General features: G+C 63.6%; 24 protein-coding genes and 1 tRNA gene. 15 read left to right on the top strand and 10 right to left on the bottom strand.

From position 1 onward, the window contains the following. Window positions 1–18 precede the first annotated feature (18 nt). Entirely contained in the window at window positions 19–2,310 is a 2,292-nt protein-coding gene (locus VNZ93_RS04830; protein ID WP_325700840.1) for a putative bifunctional diguanylate cyclase/phosphodiesterase, read from the bottom strand. Window positions 2,311–2,592: 282 nt separating this feature from the next. Here VNZ93_RS04830 and VNZ93_RS04825 point away from each other — a divergent pair, with 282 nt between their 5' ends. Next, a complete protein-coding gene (locus VNZ93_RS04825; RefSeq protein WP_325700838.1) occupies window positions 2,593–3,702 on the top strand; it encodes a cobalamin-independent methionine synthase II family protein in 1,110 nt (369 codons plus the stop codon). 11 nt (window positions 3,703–3,713) lie between these two features. Here VNZ93_RS04825 and VNZ93_RS04820 read toward each other — a convergent pair whose 3' ends face one another. The 4 genes from VNZ93_RS04820 to VNZ93_RS04805 form a co-directional block, all read right to left on the bottom strand. Further along, window positions 3,714–4,460 (bottom strand): peptidase, encoded by a 747-nt coding sequence (locus VNZ93_RS04820; protein ID WP_325700834.1) that lies wholly within the window; start codon window positions 4,458–4,460, stop codon window positions 3,714–3,716. A gap of 125 nt (window positions 4,461–4,585) precedes the next feature. Then, complete coding sequence (locus VNZ93_RS04815; RefSeq protein WP_325700831.1) at window positions 4,586–5,413, bottom strand: transglutaminase family protein; 828 nt, start codon at window positions 5,411–5,413, stop codon at window positions 4,586–4,588. 63 nt (window positions 5,414–5,476) lie between these two features. After that, on the bottom strand, window positions 5,477–6,418 hold the full coding sequence (locus VNZ93_RS04810) for an alpha-E domain-containing protein (RefSeq protein WP_325700828.1): 942 nt from the start codon (window positions 6,416–6,418) through the stop codon (window positions 5,477–5,479). Further along, window positions 6,419–7,837 (bottom strand): circularly permuted type 2 ATP-grasp protein, encoded by a 1,419-nt coding sequence (locus VNZ93_RS04805; RefSeq protein ID WP_325700826.1) that lies wholly within the window; start codon window positions 7,835–7,837, stop codon window positions 6,419–6,421. A gap of 191 nt (window positions 7,838–8,028) precedes the next feature. Here VNZ93_RS04805 and VNZ93_RS04800 point away from each other — a divergent pair, with 191 nt between their 5' ends. The 6 genes from VNZ93_RS04800 to VNZ93_RS04775 all read left to right on the top strand — a co-directional run bounded on the left by VNZ93_RS04800 (window position 8,029) and on the right by VNZ93_RS04775 (window position 10,948). Continuing rightward, window positions 8,029–8,802 (top strand): competence/damage-inducible protein A, encoded by a 774-nt coding sequence (locus VNZ93_RS04800; RefSeq protein ID WP_325700823.1) that lies wholly within the window; start codon window positions 8,029–8,031, stop codon window positions 8,800–8,802. 77 nt (window positions 8,803–8,879) lie between these two features. Continuing rightward, window positions 8,880–9,476 (top strand): intradiol ring-cleavage dioxygenase, encoded by a 597-nt coding sequence (locus tag VNZ93_RS04795; RefSeq protein WP_325700821.1) that lies wholly within the window; start codon window positions 8,880–8,882, stop codon window positions 9,474–9,476. Window positions 9,477–9,569: 93 nt separating this feature from the next. Continuing rightward, window positions 9,570–10,091 (top strand): xanthine phosphoribosyltransferase, encoded by a 522-nt coding sequence (gpt, locus tag VNZ93_RS04790; RefSeq protein WP_325700818.1) that lies wholly within the window; start codon window positions 9,570–9,572, stop codon window positions 10,089–10,091. A gap of 52 nt (window positions 10,092–10,143) precedes the next feature. Next, window positions 10,144–10,229 (top strand) — tRNA-Leu (locus VNZ93_RS04785). A gap of 64 nt (window positions 10,230–10,293) precedes the next feature. Beyond that, entirely contained in the window at window positions 10,294–10,644 is a 351-nt protein-coding gene (locus VNZ93_RS04780) for a hypothetical protein (RefSeq protein ID WP_325700815.1), read from the top strand. A gap of 142 nt (window positions 10,645–10,786) precedes the next feature. Continuing rightward, a complete protein-coding gene (locus tag VNZ93_RS04775) occupies window positions 10,787–10,948 on the top strand; it encodes a Thivi_2564 family membrane protein (RefSeq protein WP_325700812.1) in 162 nt (53 codons plus the stop codon). A gap of 12 nt (window positions 10,949–10,960) precedes the next feature. Here the strand turns inward: VNZ93_RS04775 and VNZ93_RS04770 are convergent, their stop codons facing one another. After that, window positions 10,961–13,330: a heavy metal translocating P-type ATPase gene (locus VNZ93_RS04770; protein WP_325700809.1), complete on the bottom strand. Its 2,370-nt coding sequence runs from the start codon at window positions 13,328–13,330 to the stop codon at window positions 10,961–10,963. A 48-nt stretch (window positions 13,331–13,378) separates the two neighbouring features. Between VNZ93_RS04770 and VNZ93_RS04765 the strand changes: the two genes are divergently transcribed. Next, window positions 13,379–13,654 (top strand): metal-sensitive transcriptional regulator, encoded by a 276-nt coding sequence (locus VNZ93_RS04765; protein WP_325700806.1) that lies wholly within the window; start codon window positions 13,379–13,381, stop codon window positions 13,652–13,654. A gap of 17 nt (window positions 13,655–13,671) precedes the next feature. Here VNZ93_RS04765 and VNZ93_RS04760 read toward each other — a convergent pair whose 3' ends face one another. From VNZ93_RS04760 to VNZ93_RS04750, 3 genes are read right to left on the bottom strand one after another with little or no spacing between them, the layout of a single operon-like run. Continuing rightward, window positions 13,672–14,691, bottom strand: a complete 1,020-nt coding sequence (locus VNZ93_RS04760; protein WP_325700803.1) for a methionine synthase — start codon at window positions 14,689–14,691, stop codon at window positions 13,672–13,674. A 32-nt stretch (window positions 14,692–14,723) separates the two neighbouring features. Beyond that, window positions 14,724–15,911, bottom strand: coding sequence for an FAD-dependent monooxygenase (locus tag VNZ93_RS04755; protein ID WP_325700800.1), 1,188 nt, complete (start codon window positions 15,909–15,911; stop codon window positions 14,724–14,726). An 18-nt stretch (window positions 15,912–15,929) separates the two neighbouring features. Continuing rightward, the gene (locus tag VNZ93_RS04750; RefSeq protein WP_325700797.1) at window positions 15,930–16,178 is read right to left on the bottom strand and encodes a zinc-finger domain-containing protein; all 249 of its coding nucleotides are present in this window, start codon (window positions 16,176–16,178) and stop codon (window positions 15,930–15,932) included. 262 nt (window positions 16,179–16,440) lie between these two features. Here VNZ93_RS04750 and VNZ93_RS04745 point away from each other — a divergent pair, with 262 nt between their 5' ends. The 5 genes from VNZ93_RS04745 to VNZ93_RS04725 all read left to right on the top strand — a co-directional run bounded on the left by VNZ93_RS04745 (window position 16,441) and on the right by VNZ93_RS04725 (window position 20,589). Further along, window positions 16,441–17,574 carry a hypothetical protein gene (locus tag VNZ93_RS04745; protein ID WP_325700794.1) on the top strand — a complete coding sequence of 378 codons (1,134 nt, stop codon included), beginning with the start codon at window positions 16,441–16,443 and terminating at the stop codon, window positions 17,572–17,574. A gap of 37 nt (window positions 17,575–17,611) precedes the next feature. Beyond that, window positions 17,612–18,364: an alpha/beta hydrolase gene (locus VNZ93_RS04740; protein WP_325700791.1), complete on the top strand. Its 753-nt coding sequence runs from the start codon at window positions 17,612–17,614 to the stop codon at window positions 18,362–18,364. A 10-nt stretch (window positions 18,365–18,374) separates the two neighbouring features. Continuing rightward, the gene (locus tag VNZ93_RS04735) at window positions 18,375–19,268 is read left to right on the top strand and encodes an alpha/beta hydrolase (protein ID WP_325700788.1); all 894 of its coding nucleotides are present in this window, start codon (window positions 18,375–18,377) and stop codon (window positions 19,266–19,268) included. A 176-nt stretch (window positions 19,269–19,444) separates the two neighbouring features. Beyond that, window positions 19,445–20,266 (top strand): serine O-acetyltransferase, encoded by an 822-nt coding sequence (cysE, locus tag VNZ93_RS04730; protein ID WP_325700785.1) that lies wholly within the window; start codon window positions 19,445–19,447, stop codon window positions 20,264–20,266. A 110-nt stretch (window positions 20,267–20,376) separates the two neighbouring features. Next, window positions 20,377–20,589, top strand: coding sequence for a DUF3126 family protein (locus VNZ93_RS04725; RefSeq protein WP_325700782.1), 213 nt, complete (start codon window positions 20,377–20,379; stop codon window positions 20,587–20,589). Between the two features lie 30 nt (window positions 20,590–20,619). Here VNZ93_RS04725 and VNZ93_RS04720 read toward each other — a convergent pair whose 3' ends face one another. Continuing rightward, entirely contained in the window at window positions 20,620–21,357 is a 738-nt protein-coding gene (locus tag VNZ93_RS04720) for a hypothetical protein (protein ID WP_325700779.1), read from the bottom strand. 164 nt (window positions 21,358–21,521) lie between these two features. On the opposite strand from VNZ93_RS04720, the gene VNZ93_RS04715 reads away from it, so the two are divergent. Both VNZ93_RS04715 and VNZ93_RS04710 read left to right on the top strand, forming a co-directional pair. Then, a complete protein-coding gene (locus VNZ93_RS04715; protein ID WP_325700776.1) occupies window positions 21,522–21,848 on the top strand; it encodes a DUF6949 family protein in 327 nt (108 codons plus the stop codon). Window positions 21,849–21,875: 27 nt separating this feature from the next. Then, window positions 21,876–22,406, top strand: a complete 531-nt coding sequence (locus VNZ93_RS04710) for a gamma carbonic anhydrase family protein (RefSeq protein ID WP_325700774.1) — start codon at window positions 21,876–21,878, stop codon at window positions 22,404–22,406. Window positions 22,407–22,495 lie beyond the last annotated feature (89 nt).

Genomic DNA, 22,495 nt, shown 5'->3' with positions numbered 1-22,495 from the left:
AATGGCGGGAGTGCGGGGTCAGCCCGCGAGCGCAGCCGCCGCGTCGCGCGCGATGCTGCGGTGGCCGTTGGGCATGGCGAGGCGGGTGGAGATGAGGCTGGGCGAGCCGGGACGGCCGAACCGGTAGCCCTGCATCGAATGGACGCCGGCGGCGCGCAGGAATAATTGCTGCTCGGCCGTCTCCACGCCCTCCGCCGTGACCCGCATGCCGAGGCCGCGGCCAAGGCCGACAATCGCATGAACGATGGCGGCGGCATCCGGCGAACGTTCGAGGGAGCGAACGAAGCTTTTGTCGATTTTCAGCTTGTCGAAGGGGAAGCGCCGCAGATAGGCGAGCGAGGAATAGCCGGTTCCGAAATCGTCGAGCGCAAGACGGCAACCGAGCGCCTTCAGACGATGCATCGCGACCTCGGCGCTCTCGACATTGCCGAGCAGGGTGCTTTCGGTCAGTTCGAGCTCGAGGAATTCGGCGTTGAATTCGGTGTCGGCCAGAATCCGCTCGACGGTGTCCACGAAATCGAGCCGGCGGAATTGCAACGGCGAGACGTTGACCGAGACGGTGATGCCGGGCCAGGACTTCGCTTCGATGCAGGCGCGCCGCAGGACCCATTCGCCGAGTTCGATGATCAGGCCGGAATGTTCGGCGATCGGAATGAAACGCGACGGCTCGATGTCGCCGCGCGTCTCATGCGTCCATCGGCAGAGCGCCTCGACGGCCAGGATCGTATCGCCGCTGCCATTGACGATCGGCTGATAGACGATGCGCAGCTGATCGGCGGCGATCGCCGCGCGAAGGTCGTTTTCGAGCTGTTTGCGTTCGGACAGGTCGGCGTCCATTGCCGCGTCGTAGATGCACGCTCGATTTCGACCCTCGTTCTTGGCGCGGTAAAGCGCCATGTCGGCATAGCGCATCACGTCCGCCGCGGCGTCTTCCGACTTGCGGTCGATAACGGCGATGCCGATGCTGGCGCCGATCAGGATATTGTGGCCGTTGATCGAGTAGGGCGCGCAGATCGTGGCGATGATCCGGTCCGCGGTGCGCTGCAGCGCGGTCACGTCGGCGCCGTCCGTCGTGATCACCGCGAACTCGTCACCGCCGAGCCGGCTGACGAGGTCTTCGGCGCGCAACAGGCCGGAAAGCCGCGCGGTCACGTTGCGGATCAGTTCGTCGCCAACCGGATGGCCGAGCGTATCGTTGACGTCCTTGAAATGATCGAGGTCGATATAGAACACGGCTGCCGCCGGTGCGCCGTTGCGCACGTCCTTGGTCACGGCCTCGAGCCGTTCGCCGAAATAGTTGCGGTTCGGCAGTCCGCAAAGCGGGTCGTGCAAGGCGAGATAGCGCAGGCGCTGTTCGCCCTGGGCAATCGTCGCAGCGGTGCGCCGCATGTAGCCATGGATGAGCGCGGCCAACAGCGCAAAGCCCGCAAAGGCCACCGCGATGAACGGGATCACGCTGGTGACGATCTCGGAGCCGGGCCGTTTCGGTGACCAGGTCAGACTGAGAATGTTGTGGCCCTGACTGTCCTTGAGGTCGTGGCTGTATTCGCCCTCCGGCGCCAGCAGCTTTTCCGTGACGCGCAATCCGTTGACCTGCAGGCGGCCGCCGATTTCGGCCAGCATGGCTTCATCGACGAACTTGACCGCGATCACCAGCGGCAAGGTTTCACGCGCGACTTCACCCTCAATCCGTTGCGCTGGAGCGATCAGTGTTGCCGCGACGGTGGCCGGGCGGCCGAGGAACCGCTGGATGACCGCGACCCGCATCGGCTTGTCGGTGTCATTGGCACGACGTGGCTCCGAGATGCGGATCGCCCCCTTGGGATCGTCGCCGACGCGGTTGCGAATGTAATCGATGGTCGGCGCCAGCTCGGGCAGAATGGAATTGAACCAGCGCGGATCGACGCTGTTGCGTCCGAGAAGCGCGTAAACAAGGGTGTCGTTGCCGTCGGCCACGAAGACGAATTCGTGATCGAAATAGTGTTTCAGCCAGAGGCCGATGCGGTTGTGTACCCAGTCGCGGTCGAACTGATCGCGGATTCGCCGGACGGCCTCCTCACTCGCGCTGACGCTGTCCAGTTCGCGCAGGAATTGTTCGCCGTGATTGGCGATGGCGCGGGACAGCAGCCGCTTCTCGTGTTCGAGCGCAACCTCGTCGGCCCGGCGCGCGGAGGAGACGACCGCGACCACGACGCAAATGATCGCGACCGCCACGATCACGCTGATCGGAATCACGATGCTCAGCCGGGCGCGATCCCAGCTGGCCTGCGCGCCTTTATTGGCTAAACGCGCATTCGTCTCCGGCACCACGCGTGTCCTTCAATTCCCGATTTGAAGGCGCAAAACCTATGGGACAAAGCTTGCCAATCGCTTGAAGAGGTAACGGGGCGCAGCCTTTGGCTGGGATTTCCCCGTGTTTCCGGCTGCCTGGTTAACCTGCCGTAACGGTATATCCGTAGTTGTCGATCATGCCGTTTGCCATCGGTTTACGCTCTGCGGACGCTTACGCCGTTGCTTGCGCCACTCGCGACGATGGGCTATCGCCCAAGCGTTTTTGTGGGCGAAAGCCTTCTTTGCTTCTGTGGAATGTCGATGTCGAGAACCAAGCCGCCTTTCCGAGCCGACCTTGTCGGGAGTTTCCTTCGTACTGCCCCGCTCAAGGCGGCGCGTTCCGCGCGCGAATCCGGCCAGATCACTGCCGCAGAGCTGAAGGCGGTCGAGGATACGGAGATCGAAAAGCTCGTCCGGCACCAGGAGAATTGCGGATTGAAGCTCGCCACGGACGGTGAGTTCCGGCGTTCCTGGTGGCATTTTGACTTCCTCGGATTGCTGGATGGCGTCGATCTCGTGGACGCCGAGCAGGGCATCCAGTTCGCTGGCGTCCAGACCAAGGCGCAGACCCTGAAGGTCAGCGGCAAGGTGGACTTCCCGGCCAACCATCCGTTTCTCGATCACTTCCGTTTTCTGAAATCCGTGACCAGGGTCACGCCGAAGATGACCATTCCGGCGCCGACCGTGCTGCATTTCCGCGGCGGTCGCCGCGCGATCGACAGCAAGGTCTATCCCGAGATGGATCAGTTCTTCGCCGATACCGGGGCAGCCTATGCGAAGGCGGTGCGCGCGTTTTACGACGCCGGTTGCCGCTACCTGCAATTCGACGATACCGCGTTCGCCTATCTCTGCTCGCCGGTCGAGCGCGAAAAGGCCAGGCAGCGCGGAGACGATACGGAGGGGCTGCAGCAGAAATATGCCGACATGATCAACATTGCTCTGAAGGCAAAGCCCGCAGACATGGTGATCACCACGCATATCTGCCGCGGCAATTTCCGTTCGACCTGGGTTTCGGAAGGCGGCTATGAGCCCGTCGCGGAAACGCTGCTCGGACGCTGCAATTACGACGGCTATTTCCTTGAATATGACAACGAGCGCGCCGGCGGATTCGAGCCGCTGCGTTTCCTGCCCAAGGGCGACAAGCAGGTCGTGCTCGGTCTCATCACGTCAAAGAGCGGCGAGCTCGAGAGCCGGGACGTGATCAAGCGGCGCATCGACGAAGCGTCGAAGTTTGCGCCGCTCGAACAGTTCTGCCTGTCGCCGCAATGCGGCTTCGCCTCGACCGAAGAGGGCAATGTGCTCACCGAAGACGAGCAGTGGGCGAAGATGCGCGAAATCGTGGCGATCAGCGAAGAGGTCTGGGGCCGCTAGGCCCCTTCGGACTATGTCGTGCCCGCATAAGGCGGGCGCGGGATGGCGATGTGCGCGGCCCGCAGGGCTGCGGACCAGCGCTCGCGCAGGTCATGGAAATAGGGTTCGCCCGGTTCGATGCGGTACGACAATTCTGCATCGCATGCGTCGCGCCGGGCGACCAGCACATCGATCGGCATGCCGACTCCGAGGTTGGACCGCATGGTCGAATCCATCGAGATCAGCCCGATCTTCAGCGCATCATAAAGATCGACGCCGTAAGTGATTGCGCGGTCGAGCACCGGCTTGCCGTATTTGTGCTCGCCGATCTGCAGATAGGGCGTGTCTGTTGTGCATTCGATGAAATTGCCGGCCGAGTAGATCATGAACAGGCGCATGCGCTCGCCCTTGATCTGGCCTCCGAACAGGAACGACACGTCGAACTTCACGTCTGCGGCGGCGAGGGCTTCGGATTCCTCGTCGTGAATCGTGCGCACGACTCGTCCGATCCGCTGCGCCGCCTGGAACATCGTGGGAGCATTCATCAGCGTTTCGCGCTCGCCGGTGTCCTTGTTCTCGACGCCCTCGATCATGGTCGAGACCACGGACTGGCTCATCGACAGGTTGCCGGAGGAGGCGATGGCCATGATCCGTTCGCCCGGCTGTTTGAATACGTGCAGCTTGCGGAAGGTCGACACATTGTCGAGCCCGGCATTGGTTCGCGTGTCTGCGATCATGACGAGGCCTTCACGCACCAGGATTCCGCAGCAATAGGTCATTTCAGTTCCAATGTCTGGCCGGCGCCGCAGCAGCGCGGCGGCGCATTATCCCCATTCCGGACCGCCGTAACAGAGGGAAGTCGGCCAGTGAACGAGCCTTGGCCAATGGCCAACAAGGACCCCGATCACTCCTGCCGCTGAGTGAGGCCCTGCTGGACGCGGACGCGCACGTCCAGCCCTTCGCCTTCGCCGCCGATGCGTGAGCCCCGGACGGGTGCGGCGTTCAGGTAATCGAGGCCGGACGCCACCCGCAGATACGAATCCGTCGGACACATGCCGTTGGTGGCGTCGAAGCCGACCCATCCGAGCCCGTCCACATAGGCTTCGGCCCAGGCATGCCCGGCGTGCTGATCGTTCATCCCGTCGGCGCGGTAGAAATATCCCGAGACGTAGCGCGCGGGGATGCCGAGGCTGCGGGCTGCCGCGATGAAGATGTGGCTGATGTCCTGACAGACGCCGCGCTTCAGCGCGAACGCTTCGGCCGCCGTGGTGTGGACGTGCGTCGGATCGGTGTCGAAGGTGATGGTCTGCGGCAGCGTATCGAGCAGCGCGTGCAGTTGCGTCAGGCGATCTTTGCCGGCCGAGCCGGCGATGTTGTTTGCAAAAACGCGGATCTCTTCGCTGGCCTGCGTGAGCGGCGTTTCGCGCAGAAAGAGGGACGGCGGGAACGGCTCGATCGTTCCCTTGACCACGCCATTGGTGTCTTCGACTTCGGCCTCGCCCTCGACATGGACCACCAACTGGCTGAGCGGGCCATCAGCGGTGAGTGTGTGCGTCACATTGCCGAATGCGTCGACATGGCAGCTCACCGGGCAATCGGCCGACACGTCGATCCGCCAGCCCAGAACATACTGGCCCTCGGAGTTGCGCGGCGTCAGACGAAGAATCTGAATCACCCCGGTCACCGGCCAGGAATAGTTGTACGTCGTGTCGTGCCAAACCTGTATGCGCATGAGCGGGGATGCTGGCGTCTGCGCGCCGCAAACGCAACCCTTTCGGGCAACTCGGCGAGGAAATCAGGCGAGGTATTGCTGGGTAATCGTGCTGCCGATGCGGTTGTTGTCGGCGATGAATTCCTGGATGAATTCGTGCAGCCCGTTCTGGAAAATGTCCTCCATCTTGGCGTTCTGGAGCCGGGTACGCACGCCGCGGGCGAGCCGCTGCGCCGGACCCTGACGGCCATAGGCGACGGCGATCGCGTCGAGGTAGCGTACGAGATTCTCGTAACAGCTCGCCAGCGAGCGCGGCATCTCGTCCTTCAGGATCAGGAGATCCGCCACCAGCCAGGGTTTGACATTCTCGCGATACACCCAGTGGTAGGAGGTGAGGGCGGAGACCGATCGGAGGATCGCTGCCCACTGGAAGTAATCGAGCGGCCCGCCCACATGCTCATTGGCGGGCAGGAGCATGTGATATTTGACGTCGAGAATTCGCGCGGTGTTGTCTGCCCGCTCCTGATAGAGCCCGAGACGCGAAAACCAGTAGGCGTCGTTGCGGAGCATGGTCCGGTAGGCTGAGCCATCGAAACGCAGCGACGATTCCTGGACCCAGCGCAGAAATCGCGACAACTCCTCGCGCGTGGTCGGGCCGTTGCCGAAGCGTTTGAGTTCGAGCCAGGTGCCGTTGATTGCGTCCCACATTTCCATGGTGAGGGCGGTGCGGACCGCGCGCGCGTTGGTGCGCGCCACTTCGAAGCAGGACCGGATCGATGAGGGATTTTCCGTCGAGAAGGCGAGAAACTCGGTGACGTTCTCCTCGTTCGCCTCGCTGTAGATCTCGAAGAAGGCGTGCTCGCAGCCGGCGGTCGCGACCGCGGACTCCCATTCGTTGGTCTCGCCGATATAGGCAATGGGCAGCGAGGTGAGCCGTTGGGTCGCCTCCAGGATGCGCGCAAGGTATTCGGCGCGTTCGACGTATCGCGCCAGCCAGTATAGGTTGTCAGCGGTTCTCGAAAGCATCTAGCCGTCCAGCACCCAGGTGTCCTTCGTGCCGCCGCCCTGGCTTGAATTGACCACGAGCGAGCCGGCCTTCATTGCGACGCGCGTCAGCCCGCCCGGCACGATCCTGATCTTGTCGCGGCCGGTCAATACGAATGGCCGCAGATCGACGTGTCGCGGCGCCACCCCGGACTCCACACAGGTCGGGCAGGTGGACAGCGCGAGCGTCGGCTGCGCGATGAAATTCTTCGGATGAGCTTTCAGCTTGGAGCGGAAAGCGGCGATGCTCGCCTTGTCGGCCGAGGGGCCGATCAGCATGCCGTAACCACCCGAGCCGTGAACCTCCTTGACCACCAGCTGCTCGATATTGTCGAGCACGTAGGAGAGATGCTCTTCTTCGCGGCAGCGCCAGGTCGGTACGTTCTTCAGGATCGGCTCCTCGCCGAGGAAAAACTTCACGATGTCCGGCATGTAGCTGTAGACCGCCTTGTCGTCGGCGACACCAGTGCCGACCGCGTTGGCGAGCGTCACATTGCCGGCCTGGTAGGCGGCCATCAGTCCCGGGACGCCGAGCGCGGAATCGGGCCGGAAGGCGAGCGGATCGAGGAAGTCGTCATCGATGCGCCGGTAGATCACATCGACGCGCTTCGGCCCCTGCGTGGTGCGCATGAAGACCACTTCGCCTTTGACGAAGAGGTCGCGCCCCTCGACCAGTTCGACGCCGAGCTTGTCGGCGAGGAACGAGTGCTCGTAATAGGCAGAATTGTAGATGCCTGGCGTCAGCAGCACGACGGTCGGATCGGCCGCTGCGCCGATGGGCGCCACCGATTGCAGCGTCGCCAGCAATTCGTCCGGATAATTGTCGACCGGCGCGACGCGGTGTCGCGAGAACAGTTCGGGAAACAGCCGGAGCATGATTTCCCGGTTCTCCAGCATGTAGGAGACGCCGGACGGTGTGCGCGCATTGTCTTCCAGGACGTAGAAGGTATCGGCGTCGACCCGCACGATGTCGATGCCGGCGATGTGCACGTAGATATCGTGCGGCACCTTCTGGCCGTTCATTTCAGGACGGAAGACCGGATTCTGGAAGACGAGGTCCTCGGGGACGACACCGGCGCGCAGGCATTCGCGCTTGCCATAGACGTCCTTGATATACGCGTTGATGGCTTTGACGCGCTGTTCCAGGCCGAGCCTGAGGGTCCGCCACTCGTTGCCGGACAGGATGCGGGGGATCACATCGAACGGGATCAACCGTTCGGTGGCGTCGGCCTCGCCATAGACCGCGAAGGTGATGCCGATGCGGCGGAAAAGCACTTCGGCTTCGCGCCGTCTGAAATCCAGAACGTCCGGGCGAATCTCGGACAGCCAGGATGACAATTGGGCATAGGCGGGTCGGACCTGACCGTCCACACCATTCATCTCGTCGAACGCAACCGCCATGTCCCCCAAGAGCCCTCCCAGCAACACGCAACGCTGCAAGCTTCGCGCCAGTTCCGCAAGAAGGGAAGAGGGGACGTTGAGCCGCCGGTGCACATCGAATGAGCGAAGGTCGGTTTCGGTGACCCCTTTTCAGTCATTGTCTTGAGCCGGCCCGGCCTGCGCGGTACCAAGGTCGAGCAGGAGATTGGTTGATGGGCAAGGCGGGACAAGACGGCGTGGTCACGGCCGCGATCCTGGTGATCGGCGATGAGATCCTGTCCGGGCGGACCAAGGACAAGAATATCGGCTACATCGCCGAATACCTGACCGCGATCGGGGTGGACCTGCGCGAGGTTCGGGTGGTGGCGGATGTGGAAGACGACATCGTCGACGCGTTGAATGCACTGCGGCATCGCTACACGTATGTGTTCACGACGGGCGGAATCGGACCCACCCATGACGACATCACGGCCGACAGCGTCGCCAAGGCGTTCGGCGTGCCCATCGACTTTGATCCGCGTGCGGTGGCGCTGCTGCAGCAGCGTTTCAAGGGACCGGACCTGAACGAGGCGCGGATGCGTATGACGCGAATCCCGCACGGCGCCGAGCTTGTGACCAACAAGGTGTCTCTCGCGCCCGGCTTCTGGATTGGCAACGTCATCGTCATGGCGGGCGTGCCGAACATCATGCAGGCCATGCTCGACGAGGTCGGCCCGAAGCTGAAGACCGGCAAACAGATGTTGTCGGAATCGATCCGCGCCGATGCGCGCGAGGGCGATATCGGCACCGAGCTTGGTGAACTCGCGAAGGCGCACCCGGACGCGAGCTTCGGCAGCTATCCGTTCTTTGACGACAAGTCCGGTCCGAATACGAATATCGTGGTTCGCTCGCGCGATCCGCAAAAGCTGGCTGCGGCCAGGGCCGCCGTCGAAACCATGCTGCGCGAGGTGAAGGCGAGGCTGAAGGCGCAGGCTCAATCAAACTGACCGGATCGTGATCGGCGGGCGTAGCGAAGACGATCGTGCGCCGTGAAATCGCCCGAACGATCCGGTTTGATCCGGCAATGAGCGAACAGCATCACCCGCGACGTAGCGTTCTCATGATGGGAGCCGGTGCCTTCGCCGGCTTCGCGCTACCGGACCTTGTTCTGCCGGGGCTGGCCTTCGGACAGGACCTCGCGCCAACGCCGGAATGCGGCGCCGACCCAACGGCGACCCTGGCGCAGACCGAGGGCCCGTTCTTCAAGCCGAAATCGCCGCTGCGGTCCGATCTGCGGACCGAATTGAAGGGCACGCCGGTGGTGGTCACCGGCTTCGTCCTGACCCGCGCGTGCAAGCCGGTTGCTAACGCGCTGGTCGACCTGTGGCATGCGGATGCGGAGGGCGCTTACGACAACCGCGGTTTTCGCGGCCGCGGCCACCAGTTCACCGATGCGCAGGGCCGCTATCGCTTCCTGACGATCAGGCCGGCCCGCTATACCGGGCGAACCGCGCATTACCACGTGAAGGTCCAGGCGGCACATGGCCCGGTCCTGACCACCCAGCTCTACTTCCCCGGAGAGGCGGAAAACCGCCGCGATCCGCTCTACCGGCGCGAGCTCGAATTGCGGTTCGCCGCCGAGTCCGTGGGGCGGTTCGATTTCGTGCTGAACCGGGCCTGACGAATTTCCCGATTTTTTCTGTGGACCGGCGCTTCCTGCCGTTGGCAGCATGCCTCCGCCAAGGCATGGCGAGAGCGTTGCCGGGGGACGAGTATGATGATGGCAGAAGCAAATCCGGGCGCGCCGAAGCATTTTCCGGTGTCGTGGGACCAGTTCCACCGCGATGCGCGCGCGCTCGCCTGGCGGCTCGTCGCCGCCGGTCCGTTCAGCGCGATCGTTTGCGTGACGCGCGGCGGACTTGTGCCGGCCGCGATCGTCGCGCGCGAACTCAATGTCCGCATGATCGAGACGGTCTGCGTGGAGAGCTATAGCGGGTCCGGAGTGGGCCGGCAGGGCGAGCTTCGGGTGCTCAAGGGCATCGCCGAGGCCGTCACCAGCGGCAGCCATGCCAACGGAGAGGGCGTGCTGATTGTCGACGACCTCGTCGATACCGGCAAGACCGCGCGGGTGGTGCGCGACCTTCTTCCGAAGGCGCATTTCGCGACCGTCTATGCCAAGCCGATGGGACGGCCGCTGGTCGACACTTTCATCACCGAGGTGTCGCAGGACACCTGGATCTTCTTCCCCTGGGACACCGGACTTGCGTTCCAGCCCCCGATCCGTGAGGGCGGGTGATCGGCTTGCGGCGCAGCATCCGCTGCGCCATGGTGCGGCGCGTTTCCCCGTAGCGGACGTGGCGGAATGGTAGACGCAACGGACTTAAAATCCGTTGAGGGTAACCTCGTGAGGGTTCGAGTCCCTCCGTCCGCACCAGAAGATCAAAGGCGCAACACGACCGCATCCGTCTTTTGCCAGAATTGATCTCTAATCGAGCGCCATGTCCTCTCGCCGTTACACCATCGCGCCTCTCATCACCCTGGCCGCTGCCTTTCTCGCGGGATGCGCCGGCCATGAGGCCGAGCTTCACGCCAGCCGGCCCGGCAAATTCCAGCTCTACAGCTGCGACCAGCTCAATCAGGAAGGCACCAAGCTGCTGCAGCGCGAGCGCGAGCTTGCTGATCTCATGCAAAGAGCGAGGCAGGGGACCGGCGGTGAGCTCGCGGTCGCGATCGCCTATCAGAACGAGTACAACACCGTTGCCGGCGACCTGCGTCAGATCGAGACGACCGGCGGCGAGCGCAACTGTACGCTGAAGTACCGGACCGCAGCCGAGCGCGCCGTTCGATAGTGGCTCGTTCAGAGCGGCTTATGGAAGAGCTGCTCATGGAAAAGCTGCTCATGGAAAAGCTGCTCGTGGAACTTTTCCGCCGGACGGATATTATGGATGGCGCGCCGCAGGACCTTGCTCGCGCCATTTGAAAGGACCGGCCATGGGTTCCTTGATCAGTATCCTGATCACGTTTCTCGTCGTTATTCTCGTTCTTTATCTCGTCAATATGCTGCCGATCGACGGCCGCGCGAAGCAGATCGTACGCATCATCGTCATCATCATCGGCGTGCTGTCGCTTTTGAAATATCTCGCCGTCTTCTGACGCCGAGCGTGCTTACAGCCGCACCTTTCGCAATCGCAACGCGTTACCGACCACGCTGACCGACGACAGCGCCATGGCTGCCGCCGCAACGATCGGCGACAGCAGGAGGCCGAAGGCGGGGTAGAGCAATCCCGCGGCGATCGGCACGCCGGCCGCGTTGTAGACGAACGCGAAGAACAGGTTCTGGCGGATATTGCGCATCACCGTCTCCGACAGACGGCGCGCGCGCATGATTCCGGTCAGGTCGCCCTTGAGCAGCGTGACGCCGGCGCTTTCGATTGCGACATCGGTGCCGGTGCCCATCGCAATCCCGACATCGGCCGCGGCAAGCGCGGGCGCATCGTTGACGCCGTCGCCGGCCATCGCGACCACGCGACCCTCGCGACGCAGCTTTTCCACCACGGCAGCCTTGCCGTCAGGCAGGACTTCGGCTTCGACATCGGCAATGCCTAGCTTTCGCGCGACGGCGCGTGCGGTCGTGCCGTTATCGCCGGTCAGCATGACCACGCGGATATTGTCCGCGCGCAACGCTTCGAGCGCCGCACGCGTTTCGGATTTGATCGGATCTGAAATCTCGAGAAGGCCGGCGAGCCTGCCGTCGATCGCAACGAACACGACGGTGGCGCCATCGCCGCGCAGGCGGTCGGCCTCTGCGCGAAGAGCCTCGGTCTCGATTCCGATTTCGGCGAAGTATCTGTTCTGGCCGATATTGATGCGTTTTCCATCGACCACACCGACGACGCCCTTGCCGGTCGGCGAGTCGAAATTCGTCACGGGGGTCAGTGCGAGATTGCGCTCCTTCGCCGCGGTAACGATTGCGAGCGCGAGCGGGTGTTCGCTTGCCGCCTCCACGCTGGCTGCGAGCCGCAGCACGTCGTTGTGGTCGAATCCCGGTGCTGCGGTCACGCCGGTCAGGGCGGGGCGTCCCTCGGTCAGCGTTCCGGTCTTGTCGACGATGAGCGTGTCGACCTTCTCCATGCGCTCGAGCGCTTCGGCATTCTTGATCAGGACGCCGGCCTGCGCGCCCCGGCCGACGCCGACCATGATGGACATCGGTGTCGCGAGCCCGAGTGCGCAGGGGCAGGCAATGATCAGCACCGAGACGGCGGCGACGAGGCCATAGGCGAAGCGCGGTTCGGGTCCGAATGTCGCCCACGCTGCGAAGGCGATCAGCGCGACCGCAATCACGGCAGGTACGAACCAGCCGGCGACCTGATCCGCGAGCCGCTGGATCGGCGCGCGCGAGCGCTGCGCCTGCGCGACCATCTGCACGATCCGGGCGAGCAGGGTGTCGCGGCCGACCCGTTCGGCGCGAAATACGAAGGAGCCGCTGCGGTTGATGGTGCCGGCGACCACGCTGGAGCCTGGTTCCTTGGTGACCGGCATCGGCTCCCCCGTCACCATCGATTCATCGACGGTGGATCGTCCCTCGGTTACCTCGCCATCGACCGGGATTTTTTCGCCCGGCCGTACGCGGATGCGGTCGTCCACGGCGATCTCGTCGATGGAAATCTCGTGTTCGGTGCCGGTTTCATCGACGCGGCGGGCGGATTTCGGCGCAAGATCGAGCAGAGCCTTGATCGCGCCGGATGTTGCTTCACGCGCGCGCAATTCAAGAACCTGACCGAGCAGCACCAGCACGGTGATGACCGCGGCAGATTCGAAATAGACCGCAACCGATCCGTCATGGCCACGGAACGCTGCCGGGAAAAGCCAGGGCGCAAAGGTCGCAATCACGCTGTAGAGCCAGGCCACGCCGGTGCCGAGCGCAATCAGCGTGAACATGTTCAGATTGCGTGTGACAAGCGACTGCCAGCCGCGTTCGAAGAACGGCCAGCCCGCCCACAGCACGACGGGTGTCGCAAGTGCGAACTGGATGAGGTTCGACCAGCGTTGCGGCACGACGCCGTGTCCGCCGACGAGGTGAGATCCCATCTCCAGCGCGAAGACCGGCGCCGCGAGCACAAGGCCGATCCAGAAGCGCCGCGTCATGTCCGCGAGTTCGGGATTGGGACCGGTGTCGGCGGTGACCAGTTCGGGCTCAAGCGCCATGCCGCAGATCGGGCAGGAGCCGGGGCCGACCTGCCGTATCTCCGGATGCATCGGGCAGGTGTAGATCGTGCCTTCCGGCACCGGCTCGGACCTCCGCTCCTGCGGCGACAGATACTTGTCCGGGTCGGCGATGAATTTCGTGCGGCAGCCGGCGGAGCAGAAATAATAGGGGTGGCCGAGGTGGTCGTAACGATGCTTGGCGGTGTGCGGATCGACCGTCATGCCGCAAACCGGATCGCGGAGGGTGGCGCCGGCAGCGTCATGGTTGTGCGCGGCGTGACTGCTCTTTCCGCCGCAGCATCCGTGGTGCTGGTGTCCGTCGCTGGCCATCCGTCCGTCTCTCTTGCAACCGATACCCGGTAGGGGTATATAGCGGCCATGCACAAGGAAGCCAAGACCCAGGTCACGAAAAGGCTGCAGCGCATCGAGGGACAGGTGCGCGGGCTCACGCGCATGGTCGAGGAAGACCGCTATTGCATCGATATCGTGACGCAGATCTCGGCCGTACGCGCCGCATTGCGGCGCGTGGAGGAAGAAGTGTTGCGCGATCATGTCGCGCATTGCGTGGAGGGCGCGATCGCGTCCGGCAATCGCGCGGACCAGCGCAAGAAGATCGCGGAGTTGATGGACGTGCTCGGGCGGGCGGACCGCTAGCGCGCCTGTTGGTGCCGCTAGCCGAACCGCTTCCGCGCCAGCTTCGCGCCGTCACCCAGCGCCTTCAGCTTTGCTTCCGCAATGTCTCGATTCATCGGCGCCATGCCGCAATTCGTGCAGGCGACAATCCGTTCCTTCGGAACATATTGCATCGCGGCCTCGATCGTTGCGGCGACGTCCTCCGGAGTCTCGACCGTATCGGTTGCCACGTCGATCACGCCGACCAGGACGTCCTTGCCTTTGAGCAGCGACAGAAGCGACAGCGGCACCTTCGAGTTGCGGCATTCGACCGAGACCTGATCGATTCGACTGGCTGCGATCGCAGGAAAGATCTCTTCGTACTGGCGCCATTCCGCGCCGAGCGTATTCTTCCAGTCGACATTGGCCTTGATGCCGTAGCCGTAGCAGATGTGCACGGCGGTCTTGCAGGAGAGGCCGGCTGTCGCGCGATGCAGCGCCTCGATCCCCCAGTCCGTGACCTCGCGCATGAAGACGTTGAACGCAGGCTCGTCGAACTGGATGACATCGACGCCGTCCTTTTCCAGCGCGCGTGCTTCCGCATTCAAACAATCGGCGAAAGCAAAGGCCATCTTAACACGGTCGCCGTAATGGCGGTCGGCAATGGTGTCGGCGATGGTCATCGGGCCGGGCAGGGTGAATTTCAGTTTGCGGGAGGTATGCGCACGCGCAGCCCTTGCCTCCATCGCATGAACGCGGTCCTTGAGGCGCAGCGGTGCGGTGACGACCGGCACCATCGCTTTGTAGCGATCGGCGCGGATCCCCATTTCGACCTTGTTCGCGAAGTCGATGCCGTCGATCTTTTCGAGGAAGCCGTGAACGAAATGCTGGCGTGCCTGCTCGCCGTCGGACACGATGTCGATGCCGCAATCCTCCTGCAGCTTAACGGCTAGAATGGTCGCGTCCCGCTTTCCTTCTTCGATCGCTTCGCCGCTCAATCGCCAGCCGGCCCATAGCTTTTCGGGTTCAGCGAGCCATGACGGTTTCGGCAGGCTACCTGCAATCGTCGTCTCGAACATGGGTGGACCCCGCATCTATGACGCTTGCCGGGTCAGCCCGGCCGCCAATCATAAATCCAGTCATAGCGGGCGCGAAGCCGTTCTCCGCCCATCAGTTGCATCGCAAGATTGCGGGCGAGCGCGGCGGGGCCGGACATATGATAGGTGCGGCTGTTGGCGAGCGCCGCCTGCTGGACCCGTCGGACGCGTGCTCTCCGGATCGCCTCGTAGCGGCGCATGGCGGGTTCCGGATCGGAGGACGGCGATGCGAGGCACTGGGCGAGGACTGCGGCATCCTCGATCGCCATCGCCGCGCCCTGCGCGAGGAAGGGGAGCATCGGGTGCGCTGCGTCGCCGATCAGCGTGGACGGCCCCTGTTCGGGAAAGCTGACGTCGTCGCGGTCGAACAGGGCCCACTTGGCCCACGTAAGCGGCGTTTCGACGAGTGTGCGCGCGTCCTTCGCCCATCGCTCGCGGGAGAAATGCCGCAGCAACTCGTCGCGTGCGCCGGGGGCTGACCAGCCCGGTGCATTCCAGCGGTCGGCAACGATGGCCACGATATTGATCAGCGTGCCGCCGCGGACGGGGTAATGAACGAGGTGCGCATTGTGCCCCAGCCACAGCCGTGTCATCGGCCGCCGAAACTCGTCCGGTACTTCGGAAGCGGGAAGGATCGCGCGCCAGGCCGTGCGATTGCGGAAGATCGGCTTTGTCTCGTCACCGAGTTGCGCGCGGGTGGTCGACCACAATCCGTCCGCGCCGATCAGCGCCGGCACGCGTTCGTCCGTCACGCCACGCGCGTCGCGCACACTTGCGGTGATCCCCTTGGCGTGAACGGCGAGGTCTTCCAGCTTCGTGCCTAGCCTCAGCACCACGTCCGGCTGTTCGGATACCGCATCGGCGAGCGCTGCCTGAAGGTCGCCGCGATGCACCATCCAGTAGGGCGCGCCGTAGCGAAACTCCATCGCACAGCCGATCGGCATGTAGGCGATTTCGGCGCCCGTGCGGGCGTGCCGGATTGACAGCCCCTCCGGCACGACGGCCGTCGCGCGCTCGGCGACACCGAGGTCTTGGAGGATGCGGGTGGCGTTGGGAGAGAGTTGGATACCGGCGCCGACATCGCTGAGAGCCGGAGCCTGCTCGACTACGACGACGCGATAGCCCAGGCGAGCCAGCGCCAGCGCCGCCGTCAGTCCGCCGATGCCGGCACCCGCGATCAGGATGGTCCGCGAGGATGCCACGGCGGCCGGAGCGCGGACTTATGCGGCCTTCGGATCCGTCCAGGCGCAATCGGCGGGACGCGATTCGAACGCACCGAGCTTCGGATCGTGGCGGTAGAGCGTCGAGCAATATTCGCAGATGATCTCGTTATCGTCGCCCATGTCGCAGAAAATGTGCGGATGGTCGAACGGCGGCCGGGCGCCGATGCACATGAATTCCTTCGATCCGACCTCGATCACGGGCACGCCTGCCTCGTTCTGGAAATGCGGAACACCCTGATCGGCCATGGTCGGCTAACCCTTCGATTCTGCGTGATTTTTGCGACGCTTTCGCGCGGCACAATAACCGCGATCCCGGCTTAATCAATGCCGCCGTTAACCAGTGGCGCGCCGGTCATGCAACCGGGCGCCGTCGCCCGGCGTTCCTGTGGGCGGGCTGGCTTTTTGGGTCCTTGAAAAGTCCCAAAAAACAGCAACATCTCTGAAAAGCGCTGAACCGGGTACCGAGACCCTTTTCCCCATGCAAATTCCCGAGCCTCCGGCCGAGCCGATGCGCGCTGCCCTTGTGCGCATGCGGGTTCTGCTGATCGCGGCCGGCATTTTCGGAATCGCCGCGCTTGCACTGTTGCCGCGGGCGATCGAGTCCGGGTGGCTTCTGCTTGTGCAGGACGATCCGGTGGAGCTTGCCGACCGCAAGCTGGCGCGGACCTTCAACACCGAGGCGGCGACGCGAGAGATCGAGGCAGCGCTTGCCGCAGACGATGCCGAACTGGCGCAGAGCTTTGTCGAACTTGCGCGCGATCGGAACGTCGCTGTCGCGCCGGAACTCGTTGCGAGGGTCGACGCTGCCGTCGCGAAAGCGGCGAGCGCGCTCAAGACCGCCGAGAATTTCACGCGCGGCCTGATCGTCGGCGAACCGGACGACCTTGTCAGTCTTGCTGGCACCGCCCTCGGCGACCTCTTTGTATTCGGCGACATTCGTGACGCCCTGCGTGAAGGCTCGCGCTATGCGCAGGGCAAGGAGGCCGATCACCTCATCCTCGGCCTTTCGGCCGTGGGTATCGCCGTTACGGCCGGTACCTACGCCTCGATGGGAACCGGAGCGCCGGCGCGGGTTGGTCTGTCGCTCGTGAAAGCCGCCCGCAAGACCGGCCGGATTTCTGCGCGCATGACCGAGGCGATCGCGCGCACGTTGCGCTCCGTGGTTGACGGACCCGCCCTGCGCAAGGCGGTCGATGGGGCGTCTGTGGCGAGTCCCGCGGCGACGGTTCGCGCGGTACGCGAGGCGGTCAAGATCGAGAAGGCCGATGATCTGTTCCGGCTGACACGCAATGTGGGCGAGGTGCAGGCCAAGGCCGGTACACGCGCCGCGCTTGATGGCCTCAAGGTTTCGGACAGCCCGCGCGAAATGGCGAGGGTGGCCAAGCTCGCTGAGAAGCAGGGCGGCAAGACCCGGGCGGTTCTGAAGTTCCTTGGCCGCGGCGCGATCGCCCTGACGGTGGCCGCCTTCGACCTCTCGCTCTGGGTGCTCTGGGCCGCGCTGACCCTGTTCGGCTTTGTCTCGGCCGCCAAGGGCGCGGTCGAGCGCGCAACCTGGCGAGGTCTGCAGCGGCGGAAGGTCCGCCGCGCAAAACGGGAACTCCTGCGTCAGCGACGCTTGGCAACGGCAGCGGCTCAGGGGTAGTTTCCGCCCGCTTTCAACGGGGCGAAAACTCCAGGACATGCCAAGCTTCAAGAACGGCGCCGTCGAGATTGCCTATCTCGACGAGGGCCAGGGAGATCCGATCGTTCTGATCCATGGCTTCGCGTCGAACCGCGAGGTGAACTGGGTCTATCCCGGCTGGGTCTCGACGCTCACCGGCGCCGGCCGCCGCGTGATTGCGCTCGACAATCGCGGGCATGGCCAATCGACCAAGCTGTATAAGCCGTCCGACTACCATACCGACAAGATGGCGGAGGATGCTCGCGCCTTGCTCGATCACCTTCAGATCGAGCGGGCGGATGTGTTCGGCTACTCGATGGGGGCGCGGATCACATCGTTCCTCGCCGCCGCGCATCCGGCGCGCGTGCGCTCTGCGATCCTCGGCGGTCTCGGCTACAAGCTGATCGATGGCGTTGGGCTTCCAGAAAGCATCGCGGAGGCGCTCGAAGCGCCGTCGCTCGCCGACGTGACCGATCCGATGGCGCGAACCTTTCGTGCGTTTGCCGACCAGACCAAGTCGGATCGTCGTGCGCTCGCGGCCTGCATTCGCGGATCGCGTCAGGTGATGTCGGAGGACGAGGTCGGAAAGATCGCAACGCCCGCGCTGGTCGCGGTCGGCACCAAGGACGATGTTGCGGGGCCGGCGGGCAAGCTCGCGGCGGTGATGCGCAACGCGCGCGCGTTCGAGATACCCGGGCGCGACCACATGCTTGCGGTCGGCGACAAGGCCTTCAAGGCCGCGGTCCTGCAATTCCTCCAAGAAAGAGCGTAGTACCAACGATATGACAAAACACGTCACGCCAGAGAAAGCCGCTTTCACCGGCGCCAACGGCAATCGCCTCGTCGGAGATGTTTTTGGAGACAAAGGTCCGGCGGTGATGCTGCTGCATGGTGGCGGCCAGACGAGGCATGCCTGGCGGTCGACGGCGGCAGAACTCGCACGGCGGGGCTTTACGGCCTACGCCATCGACCAGCGCGGCCACGGTGATTCCGAATGGGTGCCGGACGGCGCCTATCTGTTTCCGAACTTTGCAGGCGATGTGAAAGCCGTCGCCGGTCAGCTGTCGGACAAGCACGGTGACAAGCCCTTCGCCATTGGCGCGTCGATGGGCGGTATCGCCTCGATGATCGCCGAGGGCGAAACGTTCCGCGACACTGGAGAGCACGTGATCTCGTCGCTGGTGCTCGTCGATATCACGCCGCGGGTTGACTACGAGGGCGTCGACAAGGTGCAGGGCTTCATGCGCGCACATGCGCAGGAGGGCTTCGCCACGATCGAGGAGGCGGCCGATGCCGTCGCCCAGTATCTGCCGCATCGTCCGCGGCCGAAAAGCACGGAGGGTCTGAAGAAGAATCTGCGCCTTGGCGCCGACGGACGCTGGCGCTGGCACTGGGATCCGCGCTTCATGGACGGTCGCAAGAGCTTCGATCCGGACCGCAAGCGTCTGGAGGCATCGTTGCTGGATGCGGCACGCAACATCAAGGTGCCGGCCATGCTGGTGCGCGGCGGCTCGTCCGAACTGGTTCAGGAGGCGCATGCGAAGGAGTTTCTCGAACTCGTCCCGCATGCCGAATATGTCGACGTCGCCAATGCCGGACACATGGTCGCCGGCGATGCCAACGATCATTTCTCGACGGCGGTGATCGATTTCCTCGCCCGCACCAATCGCCGCTGATCTGCCGTCATGTCCTGACGAAATGTCAGTGTTCCGAAGGACATAGGATTGCGTCGTAGAATATTATTCTATGGATGCACGGAAACTATGGTCCCGACCCGATGAAAAGACGGGGTGGCGGAGATCATTTTCAACCTTTATGTGTTAGGTCCGAAAGTCGACAAGCGAGACACTCCATGGCGCATTACCAGGTCAAGCCGGCGAACACGGTCGGCAAGCTCGATCCGGTCTGGACGAAAGTCCGCGAGGAGGCCGATGCGATCGTGCGCGCCGAGCCTGCGCTGGCGACCTTCATCTATTCGACGATCCTGCACCATGACACGCTGGAAGCGGCGGTGGTGCATCGTGCCTCGGAGCGGCTGGACCATCAGGACGTGTCGGGCGAGATGATCCGTCAGGCCTATGCGGATGCGCTGGAAGACGAGCCGTCGATTGGCGATGCGTTCCGCGCCGACATTGTCGCCACCATCGATCGCGACCCGGCGACCGATCGCTTCATCGAGCCTGTGCTATACTACAAGGGCTTCCACGCCATCGTGACTCATCGTCTTGCCCATTGGCTCTATGCCAAGGGGCGGAAGGACTTCGCGCTGTATCTGCAGAGCCGGTCGTCCGCCGTGTTCCAGTGCGATATCCACCCGGCGGCCAGGATCGGGCGCGGCATTTTCGTCGACCACGCCACCGGCATCGTGATTGGCGAGACGGCTGTCGTGGATGACGACGTGTCCATGCTTCACGGCGTTACCCTCGGCGGCACCGGCAAGGAAGACGGCGACCGTCATCCGAAAATCCGCCGCGGCGTCCTGATCGGGGCGGGGGCGAAGATTCTCGGTAATATCGAGGTCGGCCATTGCGCACGGATCGCGTCCGGTTCGGTGGTTATCAAGCCGGTGCCGAACAATGTCACTGTCGCAGGCGTTCCGGCACGTGTCGTCGGTACGGCCGGCTGCGCCGAACCGTCGCGTCGGATGGACATGCTGTTCGACGTCGGCAGCTGACGCATTTTCGAATTTACGGCTTTGCGTCTGGCGATCAGCTGACGTATTGAGCTTCCAATTGCGTGGGCGTTCGCCTGCGTCGAAACCCGCAGCAGGTGAGGGGGGCGATTGTGGACGTCCAGGAAATCAAGAAACTCGATGCGTATCTGAAGCGGCTGTTCGACAACCCGAAGATCCGCGTGGTGCCGCGCCCGAAGAAGGACGATTCCGCCGAAGTCTATATCGGCGAGGAATTCATCGGCGTGCTGTTCCTCGATGATGAGGACGGCGACAAGTCCTACAACTTCAACATGTCGATTCTGGATACCGACCTCGAGCCGTAAGAGGTCGTCTCCGGTTGCGCGCCGCGCCCACTAGCGCGTGGCGCTCCTGATCTGCCTGATCAGTTTCTCCAGACCTTCCGACACCGACGGCCAGTCCGACAGCCAGACGCGGGGAAAGCGAACGGTAATGTCGGTCTGATCGACGCGTCGCTCGAACAGGCACATCCCGATGGCCGCACCTGAATTGCCGTCGCGGGTGCAGCGGACCATGAAGCGGCCCGGATTGCGGTCGCTGAAAATGATGTCCTCGCCCTTGTACGGCGAGTCGTCGCGGAACGGTCGCAGCGTCAGTCCGTCCGGCGTGGATGAGATGCTGGATTCGAGATAGCGCGGATAAATCGTGTTGAAGCGCTCGATCGGAGGCAATGTGTTGCCGAATGCGGCGACAGTGACGAACACCCGATCGATGGCCTGCGCAGATGCGGCCGGTCCGGCTTTCACAGAAGGATCTGGCGGCGTCAGTGAGGGCCAGAGAAAGACCAGATCGATACGTTCCTGGGTGCCGGGCTTGCGCTGCACCTTGTTGCGGATGGCGGCCGGGGGGATGTTGAAGTTAACGCCATTGACCGTAATCGGCAGCGTCGGCGCATCGACCGCCATGTCGGCCGCGGGCCAGCGCGGCCACAGGATGTAGGTGACCCAGCTTCCGGCCACGATGACGCCCGCCATGAAAATCGCAATCGGCAGCCACAGGGTGCCACGGGGCTGATGGCGCCGCCGTTTGCGCGCCTTCGGATAGGGCGCTTCGTGCGTGTGCGTCATGGCCATGACGGCTCTCCAGGCTCGGCTCGCGAATCATTTTCAGTATAGGCGCACCGCCCCGACGCGCCGCGCGATAAGAATTTACCGCTCTTAACCAATTCTTAACGAAGCGCTGGCGCGCGCCGGTCGGCTTTGTCATGGATTCGACCAAGAAACGGCGGGAGCCAATCGTGTCCGCGGAATCGCTGCATTCCCTCTATGTCCTGTTGCTGGGCTTTTCGGTCGCCGGTGCGGTTGCGACCGGCTATCAGTTTCTCACTGCGCGGCCGGCATCGTTCAACATCTTCGGTGATGGCACCGGGGCGAAGGCTGCGGCGCATGTCCCGTTTCTGGTCTTCGCTGCGCCCTTCATCATCATGCGCGATGCAATCCTTCTGCGCCGGCCCGGAACTGACCGCTTCTTCTCCACCATGATTGCAACAGTGGTCGCAGGATGCTGGAGCCTGTTGTCCGGAAAATTCGTTATGGTAGCGGTCGCTGCGCTCGGAATGGTCTGAGCGACCGATTTTCCTGAAAGTGCGATCATGCCGATCTACGAGCTCGACGGGCAGGCCCCGGAATTCCCCGCCGACAAGCAATACTGGGTCGCCGAGACCGCGGTTCTGATCGGCAGGGTGCGGCTTCTGACCGACACCAGCGTCTGGTTCGGTGCGGTGCTGCGCGGCGACAATGAATGGATCGAACTCGGGTTGCGCTCGCAGATCCAGGACAACGCGACGCTGCATACGGATCCGGGCTTTCCGATCACCATCGGCGCGGATTGCGTCATCGGCCACAAGGTCATGCTGCATGGCTGCACGATCGGCAACAACAGCCTGATCGGCATGGGTGCGACCATTCTCAATGGCGCGCGCATCGGCAACAATTCGCTGGTGGGTGCGGGTGCGCTCGTGACTGAAGGCAAGTCGTTCCCCGACAATTCTCTGATTGTCGGTTCGCCCGCGCGCGTGATCAGGCCGCTCACCGACGAAGCGATTGCGGGGATCCGCCGTGGCGCGGATCATTACGTCCGCCGCTCGCGTGAATATGCCAAAGGGTTGAAGCGGGTCGGATGAGGCGCCTCTTCTCGCGGGGGCGCCGCGGCCGCATAGAATACCGTCATCGGCCTGCTCGGCTGCGGAGAGCCCACGATGATGTTGCGCCT

The sequence above is a fragment of the Pseudorhodoplanes sp. genome, from assembly GCF_035565795.1.
Taxonomy (GTDB): Bacteria; Pseudomonadota; Alphaproteobacteria; order Rhizobiales; family Xanthobacteraceae; genus Pseudorhodoplanes.
The sequence above is the reverse complement of the archived record's forward strand: the minus strand, read 5'-3'. Positions and strand labels throughout refer to the sequence as shown.